Annotated in this window: 25 protein-coding genes and 1 pseudogene; 12 read left to right on the forward strand and 14 right to left on the reverse strand. The window is 46.9% G+C overall.

Features of this window, described 5'->3' with window-relative positions; translation table 11 throughout:
• The first annotated feature begins 24 nt into the window (after positions 1 to 24).
• A complete protein-coding gene (locus A3L04_RS00530) occupies positions 25 to 786 on the forward strand; it encodes a hypothetical protein (protein ID WP_068575727.1) in 762 nt (253 codons plus the stop codon).
• Here A3L04_RS00530 and A3L04_RS00535 read toward each other — a convergent pair.
• From A3L04_RS00535 to A3L04_RS00560, 6 genes are all read right to left on the reverse strand, one after another.
• The gene (locus A3L04_RS00535) at positions 754 to 1521 is read right to left on the reverse strand and encodes an anaerobic ribonucleoside-triphosphate reductase activating protein (protein WP_068575729.1); all 768 of its coding nucleotides are present in this window, start codon (positions 1519 to 1521) and stop codon (positions 754 to 756) included. The two genes, A3L04_RS00530 and A3L04_RS00535, sit on opposite strands and share 33 nt — an antisense overlap.
• Positions 1522 to 3363 (reverse strand): anaerobic ribonucleoside triphosphate reductase, encoded by a 1842-nt coding sequence (locus tag A3L04_RS00540; RefSeq protein WP_068575731.1) that lies wholly within the window; start codon positions 3361 to 3363, stop codon positions 1522 to 1524.
• 215 nt (positions 3364 to 3578) lie between these two features.
• Positions 3579 to 4673, reverse strand: coding sequence for an ABC transporter ATP-binding protein (locus A3L04_RS00545; protein ID WP_068575733.1), 1095 nt, complete (start codon positions 4671 to 4673; stop codon positions 3579 to 3581).
• A 5-nt stretch (positions 4674 to 4678) separates the two neighbouring features.
• Positions 4679 to 5512: a carbohydrate ABC transporter permease gene (locus A3L04_RS00550; protein ID WP_068575735.1), complete on the reverse strand. Its 834-nt coding sequence runs from the start codon at positions 5510 to 5512 to the stop codon at positions 4679 to 4681.
• Positions 5509 to 6357, reverse strand: a complete 849-nt coding sequence (locus tag A3L04_RS00555; protein WP_172799775.1) for a carbohydrate ABC transporter permease — start codon at positions 6355 to 6357, stop codon at positions 5509 to 5511. The genes A3L04_RS00550 and A3L04_RS00555 overlap by 4 nt, the downstream gene beginning before the upstream one ends.
• Positions 6358 to 6396: 39 nt before the next feature.
• Positions 6397 to 7683 (reverse strand): ABC transporter substrate-binding protein, encoded by a 1287-nt coding sequence (locus A3L04_RS00560; RefSeq protein ID WP_068575739.1) that lies wholly within the window; start codon positions 7681 to 7683, stop codon positions 6397 to 6399.
• 180 nt (positions 7684 to 7863) lie between these two features.
• Here A3L04_RS00560 and A3L04_RS00565 point away from each other — a divergent pair, with 180 nt between their 5' ends.
• Positions 7864 to 8883 (forward strand): tetratricopeptide repeat protein, encoded by a 1020-nt coding sequence (locus tag A3L04_RS00565; RefSeq protein ID WP_068575741.1) that lies wholly within the window; start codon positions 7864 to 7866, stop codon positions 8881 to 8883.
• Here A3L04_RS00565 and A3L04_RS00570 read toward each other — a convergent pair.
• The 3 genes from A3L04_RS00570 to A3L04_RS00580 all read right to left on the reverse strand — a co-directional run bounded on the left by A3L04_RS00570 (position 8880) and on the right by A3L04_RS00580 (position 10365).
• Positions 8880 to 9155 (reverse strand): elongation factor 1-beta, encoded by a 276-nt coding sequence (locus A3L04_RS00570; RefSeq protein ID WP_068322730.1) that lies wholly within the window; start codon positions 9153 to 9155, stop codon positions 8880 to 8882. The two genes, A3L04_RS00565 and A3L04_RS00570, sit on opposite strands and share 4 nt — an antisense overlap.
• Positions 9156 to 9329: a zinc finger domain-containing protein gene (locus tag A3L04_RS00575; protein ID WP_068579397.1), complete on the reverse strand. Its 174-nt coding sequence runs from the start codon at positions 9327 to 9329 to the stop codon at positions 9156 to 9158.
• A gap of 79 nt (positions 9330 to 9408) precedes the next feature.
• Positions 9409 to 10365: an NAD-dependent epimerase/dehydratase family protein gene (locus tag A3L04_RS00580; protein ID WP_068575743.1), complete on the reverse strand. Its 957-nt coding sequence runs from the start codon at positions 10363 to 10365 to the stop codon at positions 9409 to 9411.
• Positions 10366 to 10432: 67 nt separating this feature from the next.
• Here A3L04_RS00580 and A3L04_RS00585 point away from each other — a divergent pair, with 67 nt between their 5' ends.
• The 3 genes from A3L04_RS00585 to A3L04_RS00595 are packed head-to-tail and all read left to right on the forward strand — an operon-like array spanning position 10433 to position 12366.
• A complete protein-coding gene (locus tag A3L04_RS00585) occupies positions 10433 to 11266 on the forward strand; it encodes a geranylgeranylglycerol-phosphate geranylgeranyltransferase (RefSeq protein ID WP_068575746.1) in 834 nt (277 codons plus the stop codon).
• Positions 11267 to 11269: 3 nt separating this feature from the next.
• On the forward strand, positions 11270 to 11647 hold the full coding sequence (locus tag A3L04_RS00590) for a ribonucleoside-triphosphate reductase (protein ID WP_068575748.1): 378 nt from the start codon (positions 11270 to 11272) through the stop codon (positions 11645 to 11647).
• Positions 11647 to 12366, forward strand: coding sequence for a sulfite exporter TauE/SafE family protein (locus A3L04_RS00595; protein ID WP_068575751.1), 720 nt, complete (start codon positions 11647 to 11649; stop codon positions 12364 to 12366). The genes A3L04_RS00590 and A3L04_RS00595 overlap by 1 nt, the downstream gene beginning before the upstream one ends.
• 8 nt (positions 12367 to 12374) lie before the next feature.
• Here A3L04_RS00595 and A3L04_RS00600 read toward each other — a convergent pair whose 3' ends face one another.
• Positions 12375 to 14225, reverse strand: coding sequence for an aldehyde ferredoxin oxidoreductase family protein (locus A3L04_RS00600; RefSeq protein ID WP_068575757.1), 1851 nt, complete (start codon positions 14223 to 14225; stop codon positions 12375 to 12377).
• A gap of 102 nt (positions 14226 to 14327) precedes the next feature.
• Between A3L04_RS00600 and A3L04_RS00605 the strand changes: the two genes are divergently transcribed.
• The 3 genes and pseudogenes from A3L04_RS00605 to A3L04_RS00615 all read left to right on the forward strand — a co-directional run bounded on the left by A3L04_RS00605 (position 14328) and on the right by A3L04_RS00615 (position 16388).
• A complete protein-coding gene (locus A3L04_RS00605; protein ID WP_068575761.1) occupies positions 14328 to 15683 on the forward strand; it encodes an ATP-binding protein in 1356 nt (451 codons plus the stop codon).
• Positions 15684 to 15733: 50 nt separating this feature from the next.
• Positions 15734 to 15970, forward strand: a complete 237-nt coding sequence (locus A3L04_RS00610) for a hypothetical protein (protein WP_068575763.1) — start codon at positions 15734 to 15736, stop codon at positions 15968 to 15970.
• Positions 15970 to 16388 (forward strand): annotated as a pseudogene (locus A3L04_RS00615) (PIN domain-containing protein). Before A3L04_RS00610 ends, A3L04_RS00615 begins: the two are co-directional and overlap by 1 nt.
• Here A3L04_RS00615 and A3L04_RS00620 read toward each other — a convergent pair.
• The 3 genes from A3L04_RS00620 to A3L04_RS00630 all read right to left on the reverse strand — a co-directional run bounded on the left by A3L04_RS00620 (position 16385) and on the right by A3L04_RS00630 (position 18411).
• Positions 16385 to 16555, reverse strand: a complete 171-nt coding sequence (locus A3L04_RS00620) for a 14-3-3 family protein (RefSeq protein WP_231963805.1) — start codon at positions 16553 to 16555, stop codon at positions 16385 to 16387. The pseudogene A3L04_RS00615 and the gene A3L04_RS00620 overlap by 4 nt on opposite strands.
• A 7-nt stretch (positions 16556 to 16562) precedes the next feature.
• A complete protein-coding gene (locus A3L04_RS00625) occupies positions 16563 to 17144 on the reverse strand; it encodes a hypothetical protein (protein ID WP_068575768.1) in 582 nt (193 codons plus the stop codon).
• A gap of 448 nt (positions 17145 to 17592) precedes the next feature.
• Positions 17593 to 18411: an aldo/keto reductase gene (locus A3L04_RS00630; RefSeq protein WP_068575770.1), complete on the reverse strand. Its 819-nt coding sequence runs from the start codon at positions 18409 to 18411 to the stop codon at positions 17593 to 17595.
• Between the two features lie 91 nt (positions 18412 to 18502).
• On the opposite strand from A3L04_RS00630, the gene A3L04_RS00635 reads away from it, so the two are divergent.
• From A3L04_RS00635 to A3L04_RS11370, 3 genes are all read left to right on the forward strand, one after another.
• Positions 18503 to 20086 (forward strand): S-layer protein, encoded by a 1584-nt coding sequence (locus A3L04_RS00635; protein ID WP_162287185.1) that lies wholly within the window; start codon positions 18503 to 18505, stop codon positions 20084 to 20086.
• Positions 20087 to 20136: 50 nt separating this feature from the next.
• Complete coding sequence (locus A3L04_RS00640) at positions 20137 to 20421, forward strand: hypothetical protein (protein ID WP_157092386.1); 285 nt, start codon at positions 20137 to 20139, stop codon at positions 20419 to 20421.
• Positions 20422 to 20545: 124 nt separating this feature from the next.
• Positions 20546 to 20671 (forward strand): hypothetical protein, encoded by a 126-nt coding sequence (locus tag A3L04_RS11370; RefSeq protein WP_269451351.1) that lies wholly within the window; start codon positions 20546 to 20548, stop codon positions 20669 to 20671.
• Here the strand turns inward: A3L04_RS11370 and A3L04_RS00645 are convergent.
• Positions 20668 to 21204 (reverse strand): NTP transferase domain-containing protein, encoded by a 537-nt coding sequence (locus A3L04_RS00645; protein ID WP_068575775.1) that lies wholly within the window; start codon positions 21202 to 21204, stop codon positions 20668 to 20670. The genes A3L04_RS11370 and A3L04_RS00645 overlap by 4 nt on opposite strands.
• An 82-nt stretch (positions 21205 to 21286) precedes the next feature.
• Between A3L04_RS00645 and A3L04_RS00650 the strand changes: the two genes are divergently transcribed.
• Positions 21287 to 22000, forward strand: coding sequence for a DUF2202 domain-containing protein (locus tag A3L04_RS00650; protein WP_068579400.1), 714 nt, complete (start codon positions 21287 to 21289; stop codon positions 21998 to 22000).
• The last annotated feature ends 21 nt before the right edge of the window (positions 22001 to 22021 follow it).

A 22021-nucleotide genomic window follows, 5' to 3' on the forward strand; every position in this document is an offset into this window, starting at 1 on the left:
GAAGTCGTGAGATGGGGAACAAAGGTGAAAGTTAAGTGGCTGTTGATTTTTGTACTTGCTTCGATAGTTGTGTTAAGTGGGTGCATAGAAGAAAAAAGTTCAACGACAGCAACTAAATCAGAAAACCCCAAGAACATAAGAGCGGAGCTCCTGTCAGTTCTTGATAATGAAACCAACTTTGGAGCAACATGGGAGATAAAGCTGTTTAACAAAACCTCATATCTCGCACTCTCTACTGGAAAAGCAGTCGTAACTCCCAAGAGGGTACTGACTTATAGGGAGTCCAAGAGTATGGGAGATACCAACTGGTCCTCAAAGTCAATAATCATATGGGAAAACGGTACTGGAACTCTCTTCGTTGAAATGAGGATTGGAAACACAACACAGCCCTATAAGAGCACTAAAGAGTTTAACTTTACAGTGGCAAAGAGGATAGCCTACCCCTATGGGGAGATAATGTTCGCCCTCTCTGACAAGCTGAAGTTCAACGAAACCAAACAGGAAGTCAAGTGCAACGGAGAGTGCATACTGCATGTACTCAGAAAGTTTGGATATGATGAGATGGGAGACATAACTACGGGACCATGGACGATAAAGTATATTGAGGCCAACATAACGTACGACCCCAACACGAAGAAAATCAAAGAAGCAAGCATTTACCTTGAAACTAGTAGAGGGGATAGGGAGATACTCAAGTGTTCCTTCATAAGGGAAAATCTAGCGGAGTTAGAAAAAGAGTTAGAAGAGAAATACTTAGAGTTCGGAAGCAGAAAGTTCTCCGGATAACCGACTTCTCTCTTCACTATTTTTTAGGAGATATTCAGATACGTACACCCTCACTCCGGAATTTTCAAGGAATTCTTTTAGCTTGAGCACCTCCTCCACCGGCCAGCAATGCCGAGAGCACCATTCCTCATCCCTGGGGTTTGTTAGAGGTCTGCCAACTAGGGGATTCAGGACAACGTAGAAGTCCGTGTTCACGTGTTTAAGGGCCTCTTCAACCCACGAAATAACGTTAAATCCTTTAGGGACTGGAATTCTGAGCTCTATCGGGATGCTGTATTCAGAAACCACTCTAAGACCTCTGAGGAATAGCTCCCAAAGCTTCCTACTAGCATTTTTTGGGAGGCCATAAAGCTCATGGGGAGGGGCCTTTATGTCTGTGGCTATATGATCCACAAGCCCAGACTTTAGTAGCTCGTCCAAAGGCCCTACTATCGTCAGGTTAGTGTTCAAACTGACATCCGCTAAAGGTTTCACGTCTTCTAAAAGACCCTTCAGTTCCCTCCACTGCATTAAGGGCTCCCCGCCCGTAATGTGAAAGTAATCAATTAGGAAAGAGTGGGAGGAGAGCTCCTCGAGCATTGCATCCCTGGGCAGTTCAAAGCACTCCTCCCTCTCGGCTATCCTCCAGTTGTGACAGAATGGGCACTTGAGGTTACACCCGCAGAGCCACAGGGTGAAAGTCACCTTTCCGTGAACGTCGACCATGCTTACCGCTTTCCATCCGCTGGTAAGCATTCAACCACCCCTGTAGTGCCTCCTCGTCCAGAACTCCTTCTTTCTGAAGGGATTCCAGTTCTTCAAGGGCCTGTAGTAGCCGATGATCCTGCTCCAAATCTCAACGTCCTCGCTTCCACACCTGGGGCAGTGCGTGTGCAGGCCTGTGGTTGAATAGCCGCACTTGTTGCAGACGGTTATCGCTGGAGTGTAGCTCCAGTAAACGAGCTCAGTCCTCATGAGCCTCTTGGTCAGCTTCGCTAGAGCCTCGGGATCAGGCTCCTCCCCCAGGAATATGTGCATCATTACTCCCCCGGTGAAGCTCTTCTGAACCTTCTCCTCTATCCTTATCCTGTCGCCAAGCTCAAGGGAGCCGTAGTATGGAGCGATGCTCGTTGAATAAATTGGATTCTCCGGGTCGCTGAGGTACTCCTTAAGCTCTGGAAACTCCCTTAAGTCCTTTATAGCAAGTTTAGCGGCAGCGCTTTCCCCAGGAACCTCCTCAACGTTCCAAGGAGTCCCAGTTTTTCTCATCCATTCCCTAGCCTTTGAAGTTGCAAACTCAACCATTTCCTTCATGAGTTCAGCCGCCTTGAGCCAGTCCCTTCTCGAACCTTCTGTCCAGAGCTTTGGATCGTTAAGGTAGATTGCTGCAGCCTCAGGAAGTCCAAGGATCCCAATCGTGTTGAAGTGGCTTGAGGGGAACTCCTCGAGGTAGTTGATTATCATGCTGTACATGTGGGGGTAGTTCCTTATAAGGGCCAGATACCTCTCCCTGAACCAGTCCGTGGTTATCCTAACCACTTCAAGAACCCTCTCGTACTCCTCCCAGAACTTATCGTCGTCCTTAGCCTTAAGGGCTATCCTTGGAAGGTTAATGGTGGTGACGTTTACTGAGCCAGTGACGTCTGGCATGGCCCATAATCCGCCAAAACGCTGTCTCTCAAGTTTTTCAAGGGCCTCCTCCTCAGCACTCTTCCCACTTAGGCTAAAAGCGTATAAGAGTTCGTTTTTGTTGATATTCAACCTGCAGCACATCGAGTAGCTCGCATCAGGATCTACAACGTTCGTATTCAGCCAATAGAAGCTTCCCCTTTTCGCTGCGGTTGTAAAGACAGCCTCAAACACCTCTGGGTCATTCCATATCATATCCGCGGTAACCATGAGCGTTGGGATAGGAAACGTAAAGGGCTGACCTATAGCGTCTCCCTCCCTAAGAACTTCCGTCAATGCTATGAAGAATTCCTTAGCTTCCTTCTCGTACTCTCCCAAGGGTTCAATTTCCTTCCCGTCGTAAACCGCATGATCACCATCAAGCATCTTCTTTGGGGCATCGAGCGTTACCGTGAAGTTCGTGAAAGGTGTTTGGAGTCCTATTCTCGTGGGATAGTTTAGGTTGTAGACTAACCTTTGAATGTTCTGCCTTATCTTCCTCCTATCGAGGTTCTCCTTCCTTATGAATGGTCCGGCATACCACTCAACGCTACTGAAGGCCTGGGCCCCGGAGAAGTAGTGCTGAAGGGTTATCAGGTAATTCGCTACGTGATCAACGAAGGTGTCGAAGTGTCTTGCGGGCCTTGAGATTATAGTTGGCGTCTTCAGGCCCTTCTTAAGCAACCGAGATATGCTGTGCCCCGTACAGTACGGGATGTAGAGACTGTATGGGAGCTTGTGAATGTATATATCTCCATTAAAGTGAGCCTTTCTCCCAACCTCGGGAATCAGATTTATGCTGTCCTTCAGTGATTCCTCCATTACATAGGCAAAGAAACCGCTCGGCCCAGGGTATCTATTTGCGTTCTCCAAGACGTCTAAGCTCCCCCACCTTGCGTATTCGTGAATCATGTCTGAAACTTTTTCCATATTTTACCCTCCTTGGATATTTTGTCCAAGTCTGGGTTATTGAGTCTTCAGGTTATAGCTATTGTGGATATAATAGCCAGCAAATCACCAAGTATTAGAATAAAAATATATCAGCATGTCCAAGTCCAGAAAATATAACTGTCAACCTGACAACATGAAAGAGATTAAATAAAGAAAGCAAAGGTCTAAAGAATTATGTAATGTCATTTTGACAATTATACTATAGCTTCCTCTGTAGATTTGTCAAATATATGGATCCTGTCAACATCCATGACCACGTTTACTTCCTTTCCGACCTCTAGTGGAATGTGTCCTGGGAGCTTAACCTTGATTAGCTCGTCACCGATAACCACGTGAACTATAGTATCGGTACCTAAAGCCTCAACGAAATCAACCCTGCCTTTAACCTTGGTTGTTCTCTTCATATGGGCCATCTCACCGATTCCCTCGATTATCATGTGCTCTGGCCTTATTCCAAAGAGAACATCTTTGCCCATGTAGTCCTTCAGAAGATCCATTATATCCTGGGGCAACTCAATCTTGAACCCTCTCCCCTCCAGGTGGTTCTCCCTAACGGAGACCTCCAAGATGTTCATCTCAGGAGCACCAATGAACGTCGCCACGAACACCGACTTTGGATTCAGGTAAACCTCAGTTGGTGGGCCAACTTGGAGCAACTTTCCCTGATTCATTACCGCAATCCTGTCTCCCATAGTCATTGCCTCAACTTGGTCATGGGTCACGTAGATCGTGGTAACCTTGAGCCTCTGCTGGAGCTTCTTTATCTCGGCCCTCATAGCAACTCTCAGCTTCGCATCCAAGTTGCTCAAGGGCTCATCCATTAGGAGCACGTCAGGCTCAACTACGATTGCTCTAGCAACTGCAACCCTCTGCCTCTGGCCTCCAGAGAGCTGGGCAGGATATCTATCGAGAAGGTTCTCTATCTGGAGAAGCTCAGCGGCCCATCTAACTTTTTTGTCAATCTCCTCCTTAGGAACCTTCTTTATCTTTAATGGGAAGGCTATGTTATCGTAGACTGTCATGTGAGGCCAGACCGCATAGCTCTGGAAGACCATGCTTATGTTCCTGTCCTTGGGTGGGAGGTAAGTCACATCCCTATCGCCAAAGTAGATCTTCCCCTCAGTTGGCTCCTCTAGACCAGCTATCATCCTTAATGTTGTAGTCTTCCCACAACCGCTCGGCCCCAGCAAAACCAGGAATTCTCCATCCTTGATCGTTAGGTTGAGCTTATTTACCGCGGTGAAGTCTCCAAACTTCTTCGTTAGGTTTTCAAGCCTAACCTCAACCATCTTTATCACCTCAAGGTTATTCCCCACATCGTCACGAGGTACCTCCTCGCGAAGAATATGAACAGCATCGCTGGTAGTATCATTATGAATGCAGCAGCGAATTTGTAGTAAGCTGGAGCAGCACCTCCCGCTGCCCCAGCAACTATGGAGAGTATTTGAGCGGGTAACGTTCTGTTCTTCAGGGTTAAGATTGATGCTACAAACACTTCGTTCCAGCTCATAACGAAAGTGAACATTGCGGCAGCCGCCAAACCTGGGAGCGCCAATGGCAGGGTAATGCTCTTGAAGGCACCAAACCTCGTCAGGCCGAAAACCATTGCCGCCTCCTCTAGCTCCTTATCAACCCCAGCAAAGATGCTTGAGGTTATCAGGACTACAAAGGGGAGGGCCATTGCCGTGTGAGCCAAAGCAACTCCCAACAGCGTGTCAATCAGGTTGAGCTTTATGTACAGCACAACCAACGGAATTGCCATGACGGGAATGGGGAACATCCTCAGGGCTATTATCGAGAGCTTTATAGTGTCTTTACCCTTAAATGCGTACCTTGCAATTGCGTATCCCGCCGGAATACCAAGAGCAAAGCTTATTATGATCGTAAGTACCGCAACGATAACGCTGTTCTTTATTCCGTCCCAAGCCCCCAGGGTGAAGAGTATAGTCTTGACCCATTCTGTCGTGAAGTGCGTTGGGATCACCTTATGGGGGTCATAGTAGTCCTGCTTAGTCGAGAAAGCATAAAGAGCTGAAACTATTATCGGTACAAGTATCCACGCAACGACAGTAAAAATGAACGCGTAAAATGCTATTTTCTTTAGCATGAACTTAGTTTTGTCGTTCATGTCCTCACCTCCAAGTACTCAGCTTTCAGGAACTTAACGTACAGGGCCCCCAGGATTATCGAGAGCAATGCGATGGTTAATGCATAGATTGACGCAACCCCGTAGTCTTTAATCTCCGTCAGCTGATAGAATCCCTCTCCAGCCAGAACGGGAATGTCTCTTCCAGCCAATATCCAGACGACACCAAAGACCTGCATTGCGAACAGCGTTCTAATGATCAGGGCGCTCTGGATGCTCGGCTTTAGCATTGGAATCACGATCTTCCTGAGCCTCGTCCAGTAACCGGCACCGAACACTTCGGCTGCCTCAAGGTACTCCTTGCTGATCATCTGCAAACCAGCAAGGATTATAACGAAGACTATCGCCGTGGCCCTCCAGACTTCAGCTATAACTATAGCCAGGAACTCCATCATCCTGTATTCATATCCAAAGAAGTGGATCGGCTGAGAGATAAGGCCTAAGTTCAGAAGTAGCTTGTTCATAAAACCATAATCAGAGAGCATCGTATACCAGATTAAGCCCGCGGCAACATCGCTGATCGTGAGTGGGATTATTAAAGCGTATATCGTGAGATCCTTACCTTTAAATGCTCTATTAACCGCTAATGCCAATATTAACGCAAGAATTAGCTGAACCGGCACGATAGCTATCGCGAGCAGTATAGTGTACTTGAGAGCTTGCCAGAAAGTAGGATCTGATGTCGCTCTTCTGACCGTATCAAGAGAGAAAGCTCCATTTTTCGTGAAGGCCAAGTATAGAGCCTGAACTAAGGGATAACCAATGAAGAACAAGAGATATGCTATCGCTGGCAAGAGAAGCAAGTAGGGTATGTACTTTGTCTTCATGTTAATCCCTCCAAATTAAAAAGAAGAAAAAGAAGAAAATCACGGCTCAGGAATGCCTTTCTCCTTGAAGAGGCTGTGAAGCTTCGGACCTAGTTCGCTGAGAACCTTTTGTGGATCCTCACCCTGGAGAACAATCCTCTTGAAAGCCTCCCTGTATATTCCACTGAACTCACCACCCTTCTCACCAAGGTTGGGAATCATAACAACTAGGGCATCCTTCGTTGATGACTGTGCAGTGACGCCCTTAACGAGGATCTTAAGCGGTCCCTCTGGAACGGCATCGGCAGCCTCCTTTACTGTTGGGAAGAATCCTACCTTCTCTAGAACCTTAACTTGGGTCTCTGGCTGAGTTAGATAATCAATGAGCTTCCAAGCCTCATCTGGATGTGGAGCGTTCTTTGGAATCGCAAGCCCAGCAAGCACTACAATGAACCCCCTGCCCTTTGGTCCCCTTGGGACTGGGACTACAACGAACTTGTCAGGCTTAGTAACGATAGCATTCTTTATTCTGGCTGTGTGATCCCAAGCTATCCATACCTCGCCCTGTAGAAGTGGATCAGACATTGCATCCCACGTCGTTGATGCTGGGTTAGTGTACTTCCAAAGCTCCTTAAAGTAATTCCACATCTCTATGGCCTCAGGGCTATCGAACTTCTTAGCCTCATATCCTGTAAAGCTTGGGTAGAGATAACCGTGTATGAACCTGTGTAATAATCCCTTTGGCCCAGCTGGAAGTCCAAAGGCTTTCTTTCCAGTCTTCTCATAGATGTTCTTAAGCCATGCAAGGAGGGCATCGTAAGTCCACTTGTCAGTACCCTGGATAACATCCTGTTCGGTGAGTCCAGATGGGAGGTACTTGAATGCCTCCTTATTGACTACCATAACGTAGGTAGCACTCATCCATGGAACGTAAAACACCTTGCCATTCTTGTCAGTGGCATACTTCATATAGCTCTCTATAAACGTCCTTCCCTGCAGGGTCTTTATCTTACTGCTTAAGTCAGTGAGCCATCCCTTAGCGTTGAAGTAGTCAAGGCCACCGTGAAGGTCTGCAACGACATCAATAGTGACTTTTCCAGACTGCTCCTCACCTTCAAGTCTCGTTGCTAGGTCAGAATAGCTTATCGGTACGAACTCAACATCGATGCCAGTCTTATCCTTGAAGGGTGGAATAAGCTCATTCAGAACAAAGGCCCTTTCTTCTGGCGGATTCAACTGGGTAGAAGCCCACACAATCTTCGTTGGTCCTCCTCCGCTAATGCATCCACTGGCAAATACGGCCGCAACTAAAAGAAGAGCTCCTAAAATCCCCACGGCCTTCTTCATGTTTACTCACCAAAGTATATAAAATGTACACACCTTTATTTATTTTTCCCCTCTGAAACTTCATTTTTGCAAAATAGGCTTTAGACATGTCAATTTCAATCTGAAAAGATTTATCTTAGATTTTTGACATAAATCCTAACATTTTTAATATCAGTTAGGCTAGCCTAAGTGGGGATAAAGATGAAAGATATTGCAAAAGAGTGGGAGAATGCGATAGAGGAAAAGAACTGTGAAAAGCTCCTCGAAATCCTTGACGATTACCTAGACACAATAGAAGATGAAGAACAGCTGAAAAGGGAGTTAGAGAGAGCAGGACAGGTTGCAATAGACTGCGAGGATTTCGACTTAATCCACGAAATCGCACACACATATGAGCACTTAGGGGAAATAGAAAAGGGAATAGAGTTATACAAGAGTGTCGTTGAAAAAAGAAAAGACAGAGATAGGGAGGAATATGCAGAAGCGCTCTATTATCTAGCTGATGCATATGAGCACTTTGGAATGCCCGAGGAAGCTCTCAAAACTTATGAGGAACTCCTCAAAGTAGAGGAAGAGCTAGGGAATGAGAAGGAGAAGGCACTAACACTCGCAAACATCGCGATTGTTAGGGATGAGCTTGAAGAAACGGAAGAGGCAATAAGGATAATGGAAAAAGCCAGAGACATATTTGCGAAATTGAACGATGAGAAAAACTACCTTATAAGCCTGATTGACTTAGCTCATTTCCACTATGAGCTGGGAAATTATGAGAAGGCTATGGAGCTTATACAAGAAGTCCTAAGGAACCCCATAGATGAGGAGATAGAGGTTCACTCAAGGCTCGTCGAGAGCGAGATATACGCGGGAAGAGGAGAGAATAAAAAGGCAGCACTAAGCTTAAGAAAGGCCCTCCAGAGGGCGGAGAGTGATGAGGATCTCTATGGAGTTGCATTCGAGTCAGTCCTCGAATTCATTGAGGGGCTCTTCAACGAATCAAACTATCAGGCCCTAAAGGAAGTAGCCCCACTATTCGCCGAGCTCTTTGAGGACGATACGAGACACTTCTTCCATGCGATAGAGAAGCTTGCAGAGTGGAGGCTTGGAAATGAAGAGGCAAGAGAAGAGTTCGAGGAGCTTTATGGAAAAATAGAGAACGAGGATCTAAAGGCGATGCTCGACGAGTGGAAGAGGCCCAAGCTGAGTTTAGGCCTGAGCCTTTAAATCCTCGATACCGTCTCAACCTCAGCGCTCTCTACGTTCTCCACTTCTTTGAACTTCTCCGCAACTTCATCAAATGAGTAGCCCTCTTCATCCTTTCCAAGAACGTAGAACTTTAGAGCCACTAAACCGAATGCTATTGGCTCCCTTTCGACCTTTGCAAGGCCGTACTTCTCTGGGATCACTGCCTTAAGCTTCTCCTCAAGCTCATCAAGGTTTACCTCGGGGTCGCTTGGCATTACCCTAATAACCCCAACAAGGTTGAAATCGCTCATTCAGGGTCCCTCCCATCCGCACTTCGGGCACTTGTAAGGCTTCGCTAGAAGCCTGCAGGTTTCACATCTCCAGATTATCACTTCACCGCAGTTGGGGCAGACGAAGTGAGTGGCATGCTCCCTAGGCGTGATCTCCCTTCCGCATGAAGTACATACGGGTATCTCGAACTTCATATCAACCGCCTGTGCCAACTCCCACACCTCCAGAAGGGAAGGTTTTTCTTTTTAACTGTCATCGGGTTAAAGAGGCCACTTATAAATCTTTCCCTAGCAACTCCCGAACGGTTCTCCTCACGGCTTCGTAGCTGTTCAGCCTCGGCCTCCAGCCAGTCCTCTTAGCCTTGCTTATATCGAGGAGCATCAGCTTAACGTCGCCCTTCCAGCCCCTTCCTCCATCAATACCGCCCGTGAATTTGAACTCAGGACTAAGGCCCATCTCTTCACTGACTATCTGGGCTATCTCCCTAACGGTTATCCAGTCCTCGTTACCCAAGTTGTAAAAGTCGACCCTCTTGCCCTCTCTCTTGAAGTGCTCAAATATCGTGAGCATCCCCTCAATCGTGTCGCTCACATGGAGGTAGCTCTTCCTCTGCGTTCCGTCCCCTAAAATCTCAAGCTCCTTCGGATTCCTCTTCAGCTTGTTTATGAAGTCATATATAACCCCATGGTTGGATCTCTTCCCTATTATGTTTGCGAGCCTAATTATCAGAGCGTTGAAGTCAAAGGTGTGAGCGTAGCCACTTATCAAGGCCTCAGCTGCCAGCTTAGCTCCCCCATAAACGCTTATTGGTTCGAGAGGAGCATAGTCTTCTGGAGTTGGAAGCTTCTCCGCATCACCGTAAACCGTCGAGGAAGAGGTAAAGATCAGGTACTTAACATTGGAATTCCTCATGGCTTGAAGGAGGTTATAAGTTATCAGCACGTTCGTTTCATAAAGGAGCTCGGGACTTTGGGAGCCTATCCTAACCTCTGGATTCGCAGCAAGGTGGAATACAATATCGACGTCCTCAACGGCTTTTTTCACAACCCCAGGATCCCTCATATCCCCCTTTATGAACTCAAACCTCTCGTGATCGAGCCATCTCTTTACGTTCTCGAGGGTTCCAGCGCTCAAGTCATCGAGAGCCCTTACCTCATATCCCTTCTCCATCAGTGCATCCACTAGGTGAGAGCCTATGAACCCCGCACCTCCTGTTACTAGAACCTTCATTTTACCACCGGAAAAGGTTTCCCATTAACCTTATTTACACTTTTCCAATGTTAAGATGGGAGGAAAAGTGGAGAGCAAAGCTTTCATCGAGATCATGAGACCCCACAACTGCATCCTAGCTGGAATAGTTGGCATTTTGGGTGCCTTAGTTGCCTACGAAGGAATCCCTGGGATTAACCAGCTGGCCTTGATATTTTTGGTTGTGTACTTCGGCTGTTCTGCAGGGAACACAATTAATGACTACTTTGACTACGAGATAGACAGGATAAACAGGCCGGAGAGGCCGATACCCAGGGGAGCAATTCCCAGAAAGATAGCATTGTATTATGCGTTACTCCAGTACCTAATTGGGCTAATCTTGGCGTACTTTCTAGGGATTAGAGCGTTCCTCTTCGCGTTAGGGGCTTACGCTCTAACGTTCCTGTACGCGTGGAAGCTCAAGCCCCTTCCTTTCGTGGGGAATTTAGCCGTGGCTACGCTAACTGGAGTTACTCCAATTTATGGAGCTGTTGGAGTAGGAAGGATAGGGCTTGCCGGATATCTTGCTGTATGCGCGTTCCTCGTTAACGTTGCGAGGGAGATCATGAAGGACATTGAGGACGTTGAAGGGGACAGGGAGATGGGGGCAAAAACCCTGCCAATAATCCTAGGAGAAAAGAAGGCCGGAATAATAGCCTCAGTCTTTGGCTTCGCCACAGTCATAACTTCATTCCTTCCGATTAAGGTCGGGATAGGGCTGGGATACGCTCCAATGGTTATAGTTGATGCAATGATACTTAAAGCAAGCATTGATGTCCTAAAGGATCCCAGGAAGGCCAGCAAAGCACAGAAGAGTTTGAAGATGGCTACATTCATAGCAGTTATAAGTTTCTTGCTTGGAGCATTAACCAAGGGGGTATGAAAAATGTTAGAGAATGTAGTTAGGGAGAACATAGATAAGGAAGGGCTGTGGCTTGTTATTACTTTTAAAACCCCATACGGCCCTCTAGACACCATGGAAAAGTTGGAAGAAGCCGTGAAAAAAGCCGGATGGGAGGTAACTTTCAAGGCGAACTGGTGGACGGCGGACATTCCCTATGGTTTAGTTAGGATAGATGCCAGGAAAGAGGGGAGGGAAAAGATAATCCTAGGGAAGTGGATCCTGGGTAGAGAACTAAAGATAATGAAAGCTCAAAATCTAGGCTTGGAGGAGGGGAAAGAGGAGTTCTTCAGGATGGTTGACAGTATAACCTCAACCCTAATTCATGACCCCGTAATAAGAACGATGAGGGAGCAGTACTGATGCTCGAGTTTGTAATCCTTGGGTTAGGGATAGGTTTCCTTGCTGGGCTCCTCGGGATAGGAGGAGGTTTCCTGATAGTTCCGGCCCTAGTTATCCTGGGGAAGCCCATTCACCTCGCAATAGGGACGAGCTTGGCATGCATAACGGTAAGCTCTTTCTCCTCGGCCGTAACTCATCTAAGAAGGGACTCTGTGTTGCCCAAGGTTGTTTTGTTAAAGGAGGTATTTTCCGTTCCTTCAGCCATTATAGGCTCTTACGCCTCGTCCCTGTTGCCTGAGAAAGTCCTCAGGATAGCGTTTGGGATTCTACTCTTGTACCTCTCCTACACCCTCCTGAAGAAGAGCGAAAATAGCGAGGAGAATAGAAGTGTGAACTATAGGGCAATCCCAATAATAGGTATTGTGTCCGGAACTATGAGCGGTCTCCTGGGGATAAGTGGTGGAGTTCTAAACGTTCCGCTGTTCCACTCTCTGGCGGGAATACCAATGAGGTACGCCATAGGAACTTCAAGCCTCGCCCTTTTCTTTACGGCGCTCGCCGGGAGCATAGAGCACTACAGGTTGGGCCATGTTGACCCCAGGATGATCTTAACCTTAGCCCCAGGACTGATAGTGGGAGGTTACCTTGGGGCCACTACTGCCCACAGAGCGCACCCAGAGACCCTCAAAAAGGTTTTCGCTGGGTTTTTGGTAGTTGTGGCCCTGAGGATGATACTTTAAAAAATTGATTAAAGCCTCCCCCTCACGACCTCCAAAGCCCTCTCAGCATCTTCCCTGAATTCTGAATAGCCAAGCTTCTTCATTGTTTCAGGCAGTGGAACGCCGAGCTCCTCATGCCATCCCCTGAGCCTGTAGAACTCCCTCCTCGCCTCAAGGAAGTCATTGTAGTCTATGAATGCTTTATTACCCTTGGCGGGTCCATCGGGCTCTGGCTCCCACCACCTTGGTGGTATGACGTCATCTAAAGGCGGAGTTACCCAGTCCAAAGCATTATGAATCCTCGCTATGCTCTCTACTGCCCAAGCGACTCTCCTTAGCTTTTCAATGCTCCACTCCCTTCCCGTGACTATGGAGTAGAACTTAGCGAGATCATCAAGCTTGTAGGGAACGAACTTACAAACACCAAGCATGTCGAAGATGTAGCTCTCGTCCCTGGCCTCTATTAACGAGGGAACCAGCTCTTTGGCGGGCCCTTGGTTTGGCAGCTGATGGGGCCTCGGCCAGCCCCTCATGTGGGAGGCCCCAACGTCGGCCGTTGCATAGCTTAAGGCGTAAGTCCTCCTGCCCCTTGGATCCCACGCTGGAGCTTCTAGGCCCTTAACGTGAACCGCAAACTCGCAACCCCTCCCGAGGATCTCGCAGGCCCCCTTAACTCCCTCCGCCAAGACCGCTCCAATACCCTTCCTCTCGGCTATTAGCATGAGCAGTTTTTCCTCGGCCTCCTCATCCCCAAATCCCCTGACCTTAAATCCTATCTCTTCCTCCGTTATTAATCCCCTCTCAACAAGCTCAAAGAACCAGCCTATGACGTTTCCAGCGGCTATGCTGTCGAGACCTAGGTCATTGGCAAGGCGGTTGAAGTACGCCACCGCCGGAAAGTTGAATACACCCGTTGCGGCACCAAGCATGGCTATGCTCTCGTACTCCGGCTTCACCCTTATCCTCCTGCCCTTATACTCAACCTCTACATAACGGGCGCACTTAATCGGACAGCTCTTTCCGTGGATGAACCATTCCGGCTCTATCTCATACTTCTTAACCTCATCCCCAGCCAATTTGCTCGCCAGTTCGTCGGGAATGTAGGGCCTCGAGAAGTTGTAAGCAGGGCTCATTCCCAAGGAAGCAGAGCTCCTAAGGCCATCCGTGGTTCCGTAATTGCGAGTGTGCTCGTACTTGGGATCGGTGGCATAGGAATCGTAGTACTCCTTCCAGAGCTTCTCGTACTCCTCTTTATTAGCTACCTCAGGCTTCTCGCCGGGCTCAACCACCACGGCTTTAAGATTCTTGCTACCCATCACTGCCCCAAGGCCTCCCCTTCCACTGGCCCTCTCTGAGTCGTAAACTATGTTCGCTATCCTCACCCTGTTTTCTCCGGCCCTCCCTATCATCGCTATGCTGGCCTTTGGATACTTCCTCCAGAGCTCGTTAGTTGCCTCGTAAACTCCCTTCCCCCACAGCTCCCCACCATCTCTGATCTCGGCCTGGCCCTCGTAGATGTGGATGTAAACTGGCTCTTCAGCACTTCCCTCTATTATCACGGCATCAAAGTGGCCCTTGAGCTTTGGCCCGAAGGCATCTCCACCGCTCGAATCACTTATCAGCCTAGTCTCGGGACTTTTGCTCACGGCTATGACCTTACTGGATCCTGGGATTAGACCGGTTAGGGCCCCGGGGACAAAGAGCAACTTATTTCCCGGACTGAAAGGGTCTGTTCCTGGGGGAACCTCCTTGTACATGAGATAATAGCCGAGCCCCTTCCCGCCGACGAACTTCTCTATAACATTATCCTTAAGGGGCTCTATTGAAATCTCACCGCTTGTCAGATCGACCCTGAGAATTTTCCCCTTGTAACCTTTCATTAGTCCCACCTTAACCTAGGTTAAGTTAGGACGTTTAAGAAAATTGTTCGACAGATGTGTTTATCGGAAGAGTTTTAAATATATAACCTTGATTATATAATCATGATTACACAAAAGTTCGTCGACAGGGAGGAAGAGCTAAGGATACTTAGGAAAGCATTCAGGAGAGGATCCCTCGTTATAGTATACGGAAGGAGGAGAGTCGGAAAGACAAGGCTCCTAATCGAGGTATCAAAGGACTTTAGGACTCTTTATCACCTCTGCAAGGAGGAAGAAATCCACGAAACTTTAGAGACACTCAACGCGAAGCTCTTCTCACTTACAAACGACATTTCCCTGCTGAAGCATCCAATTAAGTCATTTGATGAGTTCTTTGAGCGACTTCCTGAAGATGTAGTTATAATATTTGATGAATTCCAGATTTTGGCCAAGAACTATCCTCGCATCCTTGGTATAATACAGGAACATCTAGACTTCAGAGGAAAAGGAAGCATAGTCCTCTGTGGTTCCAGCATCTCAATGATGGAGGATTTGATATCATACGGCAGTCCACTCTACGGAAGGAGAACTCTCTCCCTGAAGGTAGAACCGCTTAAGTTCCACAACATCTACGAGTTCTTCCCAGGCTACAGCCTTGAAGATCTTGTGAAAGTTTACGGAATGGTCGATGGAATTCCAGAGTACCTACTTCGCTTAGATCCTTCATTATCGCCAGAGGAGAATGCAAAAGAGGAGTTCTTCAATAGGGGATTTCTCTACGAGGAAGCCGAGTATCTGCTCCGCTATGAGCTTCGCGACCTTAGCACTTACAATACAATACTCGAGGCGATAAGCTACGGCTATCGCTCGTTCAACGAGCTGAAGAACGCAACAGGACTCGAAAGCTCAAAACTAACCCGATACCTTAGCATACTCCTAAACCTCGGAATAGTTGGTAGGGAAGCACCAGTAACGGAAAAGCCAAAGAGAAAATTTAGGAACTCCCGCTACTATATCAGCGACAACTATTTCGCCTTTTACTACACCTTTGTACATCCCTTTAAGGAAGAGATAGAGATTGGACTTCCTGATGAAGCCATTGGAAACTTTGAAAGAAATTTCAACAGATATCTTGGATGGATCTTCGAAAAGATTGCGAGACAACTATTGATCGAGCTGAATGAGGCCGGAGAGTTGCCCTTTAGATTCACCAAAATCGGAAGATGGTGGCACAAAAACGAGGAAATTGACATTGTTGCCCTGAATGAGAGGGAGAAGAAAGCTCTCTTCGTTGAAGTGAAGTGGAGAGAGCTAAGTGAGAGGGATGCAAAAAGGATACTGGAAAAACTGGAAAGGAAAGCCGAACTTGTTGAGTTGAAGGAGTGGGACAAACTCTACGGCTTAGTTGCTAAAAAGATCGAGAAAAAGGAAACGTTAAGGGAAAGAGGTTATCTAGCTTTGGAATTGGATGATTTCTAGGAAGAAAGGTATTCGAATAAGGATGCACACTTCTTATTGGGGGTAACGGCATGGGAGAGGTTGAGGTTGTGATTAAGGTGAAAGTTCCAGAAGGTCTCGGAAAAGATTTCGAGGAAATTGTCAGGCGCATGATAGCTGTAGAAGTTGCCAAGAAAATAGAGGAGAGGATAAGGGAAGCTGAGAAGCTCATGGAGATTTTTCAGAAGTCTCAGCTGTCTGAGGAAGATGGGAGAAAACTAGCAGAGGAGCTAGCAGAGGCCGTTGCGAGGAGGCATGGAGTGTTGTGATGAAGGTAGTTCTTGACTATAACGTCGTTTTCTCGGCCCTCTACAACAGAGGAGCCGCTCAAGAACTTTTTGTGAAAAATCACATATTAAGGACTTTCGAATTCCTTGTACCAGATTACTTTTGGGAAGAATTGAAGAGGCTCCATACTAAATTAGTCAAGATCACTCGTCTCAGTCACGAAGAAGTTGAATTCCTCTTAGAGAAAATCGGAGAACAGATAATTACAATTGATAGAGATGTTTACGAGGAATTTTTAGAGGAAGCAAAAAGGATATGTCCGATCCCAAGGACGTTCCTTATGTTGCCCTAGCCATGGCCACAGCAACGCCGATTCTGACGGGTGATAAAAAGTTAATTAGGAAAATTGAGGATAGGGTAAAGATACTCCCTCTGAACGAAGCTGTTAGAATGGTTTAATCCCGTAATTCTCCCTTCATCCTCAAGTACTCTTCCTTGCTCAGCGGAAAGTTTTTGGCCGATACTAAAAAGGAATTTACCAGCTTTACCTGTTGCTTAAAAACCTCGTCAGGATTTTCCTTCAGCTTTTTAACGTAAAGCTTTATGAAGGCCAGTCTTTCCTCCATATCCCGCTTAGAATTTGATTTTAACTCCGAGCCTTCTTGCATATTCATCGAGGGCCCTCCTGTTAATTTTCTCTTTGAAAAGCTCATATAAGAAAAAAGCATCCTCCAAATCTTTGTCCGTGCCCAAGTAAAGCTTGTAGGCTATTTGAAGCTCTATCGGGGATATGTAGATTGCCCTGCCATTGAGCTCAGCTAGAAGCCTATTCTCAAGGGCCTCCCTATGGAACTCATCCTTAGGAAACTTTATCTCTGCATTTGGTATTATTTCTCCTTTTCTGGCCAATCTTATTCCCAATTTTTCCCTAAGCATTTCATAAAGCCCGTCACAGTCCTCAGGGTTCAGAAATTCAAAGCCATGTCTTTCTGCCTCCCCACACATTTTAAGGAATTTCTCTCTCGGTAGTTCTTCAATTATGAAGTCAACGTCCTCGGTACCTCGGGAACGACCAAGCAATATCATGACGTATCCACTAACTATAACGTATCGAGCATACCTTCCCACCAAATTCACCACGTCAAGCACGAACTTATCAAGTTCGCTGAGTTCACGTCTAATTACTATTTTATTGTTCTGGACTTCAATACCCATAAACCCTCACATTAAAACCTCCGCAAATGATTTATTTAAACACTTTCTCAATCTTGAGAATCAAGAATCTCTTTGAACTCCTCAAGGCTTATCCACTCAACTTTCAACTCAGCACCATAGTGCGGGCACTTAAAAAGTCCCTCGTCCGGAAGGGCATTCCAGGGAATGAAGTTGAGGCACTTGGAACAATAAGGCCCAAAATCTCCATGTTCGTACTCAACGTCAATATCGCACTCGAAGGTTTCTATCTCCCCCGTTTAGGATTTATGTCCTTAATCCCCACGGCCACGACTTTGAACTTCCCTCCACAGTGAGGGCATTTAAAGACTTCAACCTCACATTTTTCGCTTTCCAAGAACTATAGTGGATCTTCCTCTACTGCTTTACCGCAGTGGGGACAGATGTAGCTGAATTCAACCAAATAAGCCACGAAATCACCACCCACTTCTTAAACGCACATCCTAGCCTTCTTCCTGTCCTCTTTACTCAATCTCCAGCCCATCGCACCAAAGTTTTCCCCTATGTGCTCCTTCTTCAGGGCCTTTGGAATGGCGACAACGTTCTCCTCCCATATCAAATAGTTCAGAGCAACCTGGGCTGCGGTCTTGTTGTACTTCTTCCCTATCTCCGCTAGGCACTTATTTCTCGCCAAAATACCCTTCTCGAGAGGGGTATAGGCCATAAGCGTTATCTTTTCCCTCTTCATGTAATCAAGCAGGCCAGTTTCCTCGGCGGTCCTGTCCATAAGCGAGTACTTCACTTGGTTCACGACTATCTCGTACTTCCTCATAGCTTCCTGGGAGCGCTTAAGGAGTTCCAAGTCGAAGTTGCTTACCCCAATGTACCTTATGAGTCCCTCATCCACGAGATCCTCCAGCGCGTGAAGGGTTTCCTCTATTTTCCTGAAATCGCTAACAGGCCAGTGAAGTAGATAGAGATCTATGTAAGTCCCGAGCCTCTTTGCGCTTGCCCTTGCAGCTTTTTTAGCCGATTCATAGCCGAAGTGAGTAGGCCATACCTTGCTAACTATGAAAAGCTCGTCCCTGTCGTAGGGCTTTATGGCCTCTCCAACCAACTCCTCGCTGTGGCCGGCCCCATAAAACTCTGCCGTGTCGATAAGGTTAATGCCCAGCTCTATCCCAAATCTCAATGCTTCAACTGCCTCCTTGTCACGAGAATAGTCCGGGATTTCTTTACCTCCAATTCCCCAGGTTCCCATTCCTATCGCGGTAACCTTGTCGTTACCTATGACCTTGAGATCCTTCATGGAAACCACCCACTGATTACTCTCCCAGGGTGCAAATAACAATATTTATGAATAATTCCTCATATATAAGCCCATGTTGCGCCTGAGGGTGGTGATCCTGATAGTAATGATGGCCATCGCCACGCTCCCTGCGCAGGCATTACTACCAGAAGTTGAAGTGAATGTGAACCCAAACCTAGAGCTTTTCGCAGTCCTCTACATTCTGGCCTTTAACGGCAGTGATCCTTTCATTTATGCTCCCCAGGAATACATTCAGGATGTTCTGACGTACTTCGCTCCCTATAAAGACCATGAAGCCGTTGAATTCATTCGCAGAGTCGCCGATAAATCGTTACCAGCTAACGTTCGAGAGTATTTAATAATGAAGTTCAGCGACAGGCTTGTCTTCCTTAATTATCTCCCGAATGAGACGGAGCTAGGAGAGCTTGAGAAGCTCGCGGACTTCGCAAGAAAGAGCAACTTCATGGCGTTCTACAACGCCCACAAGAATGAATACGTGAAGATGAGCTCTAAACTGGAGCGGATTCTGGAGTGTGCATCAAACGAATACGAGAAGCTGTTCGGGCGTACATACAGCTTCAGGGCAGAGGTTTCGTATTCTCTCAAGATACATCCCCACAGGCTCATTCGCAATCAGACCATATACTACATCGGGGAGGCATACTACCACAGCAACTTCTCCTTCTATGAGAGAGCCTTGGCAATGACACACCTCTTTGCATGGCCATTCGTTGAAGATTTAGTCAATAAAAACCATGAAAACTTTGAGAACCTGAGTTACTATCTAGGCGCCGTTAGAAATAAGCTCCCCCTTCCCTCATACACGGCCTCTTCATACTTCAAACAGGTGTTCGCCGAAGCCGTTTCCGAGCACGTTGCCCTAAAGTGTGGCATACCTGATGACTACATAGAAATGAGGAGGCTATCCTTCTCATACATGATGTTCCCGCTGGAAAACATATTCGAGGGGATTCAGGAGCTTGGAAATGGAACGCTTTACCTGCATATTCAAAAGATAACGGAAGACATGAAAAGATGGGCAACTCCGAAAAACATTAGCAGGCTCTATGAACGATCCGTTCCAGTGGTTGGATTCCATTTTGTATCCAGATCCCTGTATACGGGAACTATAATAATTGTCTACGGAACCCAGAACCCTGACAAAAGCGGTACTGAAGCCGATAAGGAGACTGCCTATGCTGTGAAGAGGCGCTTTGAAAGGGAATTAAAGATGATGTACGGATACTCACCCAGGATTGAGGTTAAGGCCGACAAAGATCTTACCGAGGATGACCTCAAGCAGAACCTAATCCTGATAGGCGGGCCGGTTGCAAACAAAATTACGGCCCAGCTAAATGATAACCTACCGATAAAATTCACGTTCAATGGTTCGTGGACAATCGTCAGGAACTCCACAGCCGTCGGAACTATTAAGTCCTTCCGAATAGCTTCAGGCAACATAACCAAGGTTTATCCAGGTCTTAATGCACTAAAGGATGCATATGGGTTCATGGAGATTTTAAAGAACCCCTGGAACAGGAACAACTACATTCTCGTAATTGCGGGCGTCGATAGGTACGGAACAAAGAACGTCAGTTACTTCCCATGGAGGCAGAGCTATGCCATAGAGAGTGATAGCTATATTGAGGTCGGCTTTTATTTTATGGCTGAGTAAGTTCTGCTTTTGTTCCTTAACTCATTAAAGCATGAAGCTATTTTCATAACATGAAGGCCCGCGGGACTATCATTATCATGCTTCTCCTACTACTTCTTATGGCTCAGATACCATGGGCGTGTTCAGCGAGTAATGGCACAGTAGTCGTTGAGACAAACCCAAACCTCGAGCTCTTTGGGGTTTTGTACATTCTCGCGTTCAACGGAAGCGATCCCTTTATAGTTGCTCCCCCCGAATACGTCAAAGATGTTCTAACGTACTTTGGCCCGTACAAAAGTCATGAGGCCGTTAAGTTTGTCCAAACTCTAGTAGATAAATCCCTGCCCCAGTATTAATGCAACAGCATTCCTAATTAGGCAGGACAACCTAGAGCTCATTTCACCAAACTCACAGGCCCCAAAAGATGTTTATGGCGTTATTGAAACAATAAGAAATCCGTGGGATAGAGAGAAGTATGTGATGGTGGTTGCAGGACTCGATAGGTACGCCACTAGGAAAATGATAGACTATGTATGGGGAGTGAGCTACCTACTTAAAGGAGAGAACCATTCGGAAGTCGGATTTTATACAGATAGTGAAAACTAACGCACAAGACCCGCTATCCTGTTGGCGAGCTCAAGATCCCAGGGTGTATTAACGTTCAAAGCGAGTAGCGGATTATGTAGGATGAAGAATTCTTCACCCTCAACTCCCACCGCGTTCACACCAACTATAGCGTATCCCCTGTACACGACGGGATTCAGATCCCTGGGGACTAAACTCAAGGGCAAAACACCAGTTAAGCTTATCCTTCCATTAAACTCCTTCTTAATTTCATAAACGTCTGAGGCCTTAATAAAAGGCAAATCAGAGGAAACGCTTATGAAAGGACCAAGCTCCCTCAACAGGTAATTAATATCTTCAACGTACCCGGCCCCAGGAGTTTCAATGAACTCAATCCTTTCCTTTATGCACAGCTCCCTAGTTTTAGGGGTATGCCTAGAAACGGCCACAATGCTCTCATCAACTTTGCTAACCTCTTCGTAAACCCTCAGCACCATCGGCACCCTACCGACTTTCAGAACGGGCTTTTCCTTCCCCATTCTGCTTGACCTTCCGCCCGCCATTACTACTATCATCACCCAACCTAAGACCGAAAGCTTTATAAACTTCAGCATGCATATGTAACATGAAGCTTACATATGAAGGAGGTCGATGAACATGAGGAAGAAGTTGGTGGGTATTGGGGTGCTCCTGCTGGCACTCCTTGGGTTTATAGTTGGTAGCGTAGCAGCGTACAGGGGAGAGCCTGGGCCCTACCCAGGAGCCCCTCAGCTGAACCTCGCCTACACCGGCGAGCTGAGCGAAGAAGAAAAGGAAGCCCTGCTTTACATGATTGAAGAGGAGAAGCTCGCGAGGGACGTCTACTTAACATTGTACGAGGAGTACAACCTCACGATATTTGAGATGATAGCTCAGAGTGAGCAGAGGCACATGGATGCCGTACTAATGCTGATAGAGAAGTACAACCTAACCGCACCCTCAACGCTGGATGAAGTCGGTGTATTTGAGAACCAAGAGCTCCAAGAACTCTACAACAAGCTCACAAGCATGGCAACAAACGAAGTTGAAGCACTAGAGGTTGGAGCGTTAATAGAGGAGACGGACATTAAGGATTTGGAGGAGTGGCTCACCAAGGTCGACAACCAAGATATAATTCAGGTGTTCGAGAACCTCATGAGGGGCAGCGAGAACCACCTGAGAGCCTTCGTCAGGAACCTCGAGATTAGAGGAGTGAGCTATGAGCCCCAAGTACTAAATGAAGACCAGGTAAATGAGATCCTTTCAAGTGAAGGACATGGGCACGGCCATGGGAAGATGTTCGGAATGAAGAGAGGGAGAGGGCCCGGAATGGGTAGGAGCCCCTTCCACTGATTATATTTTTGAGGTGAGGTA

Origin of the sequence: Thermococcus chitonophagus, from assembly GCF_002214605.1 — an archaeon.
GTDB classification, from domain to species: Archaea; Methanobacteriota_B; Thermococci; order Thermococcales; family Thermococcaceae; genus Pyrococcus; species Pyrococcus chitonophagus.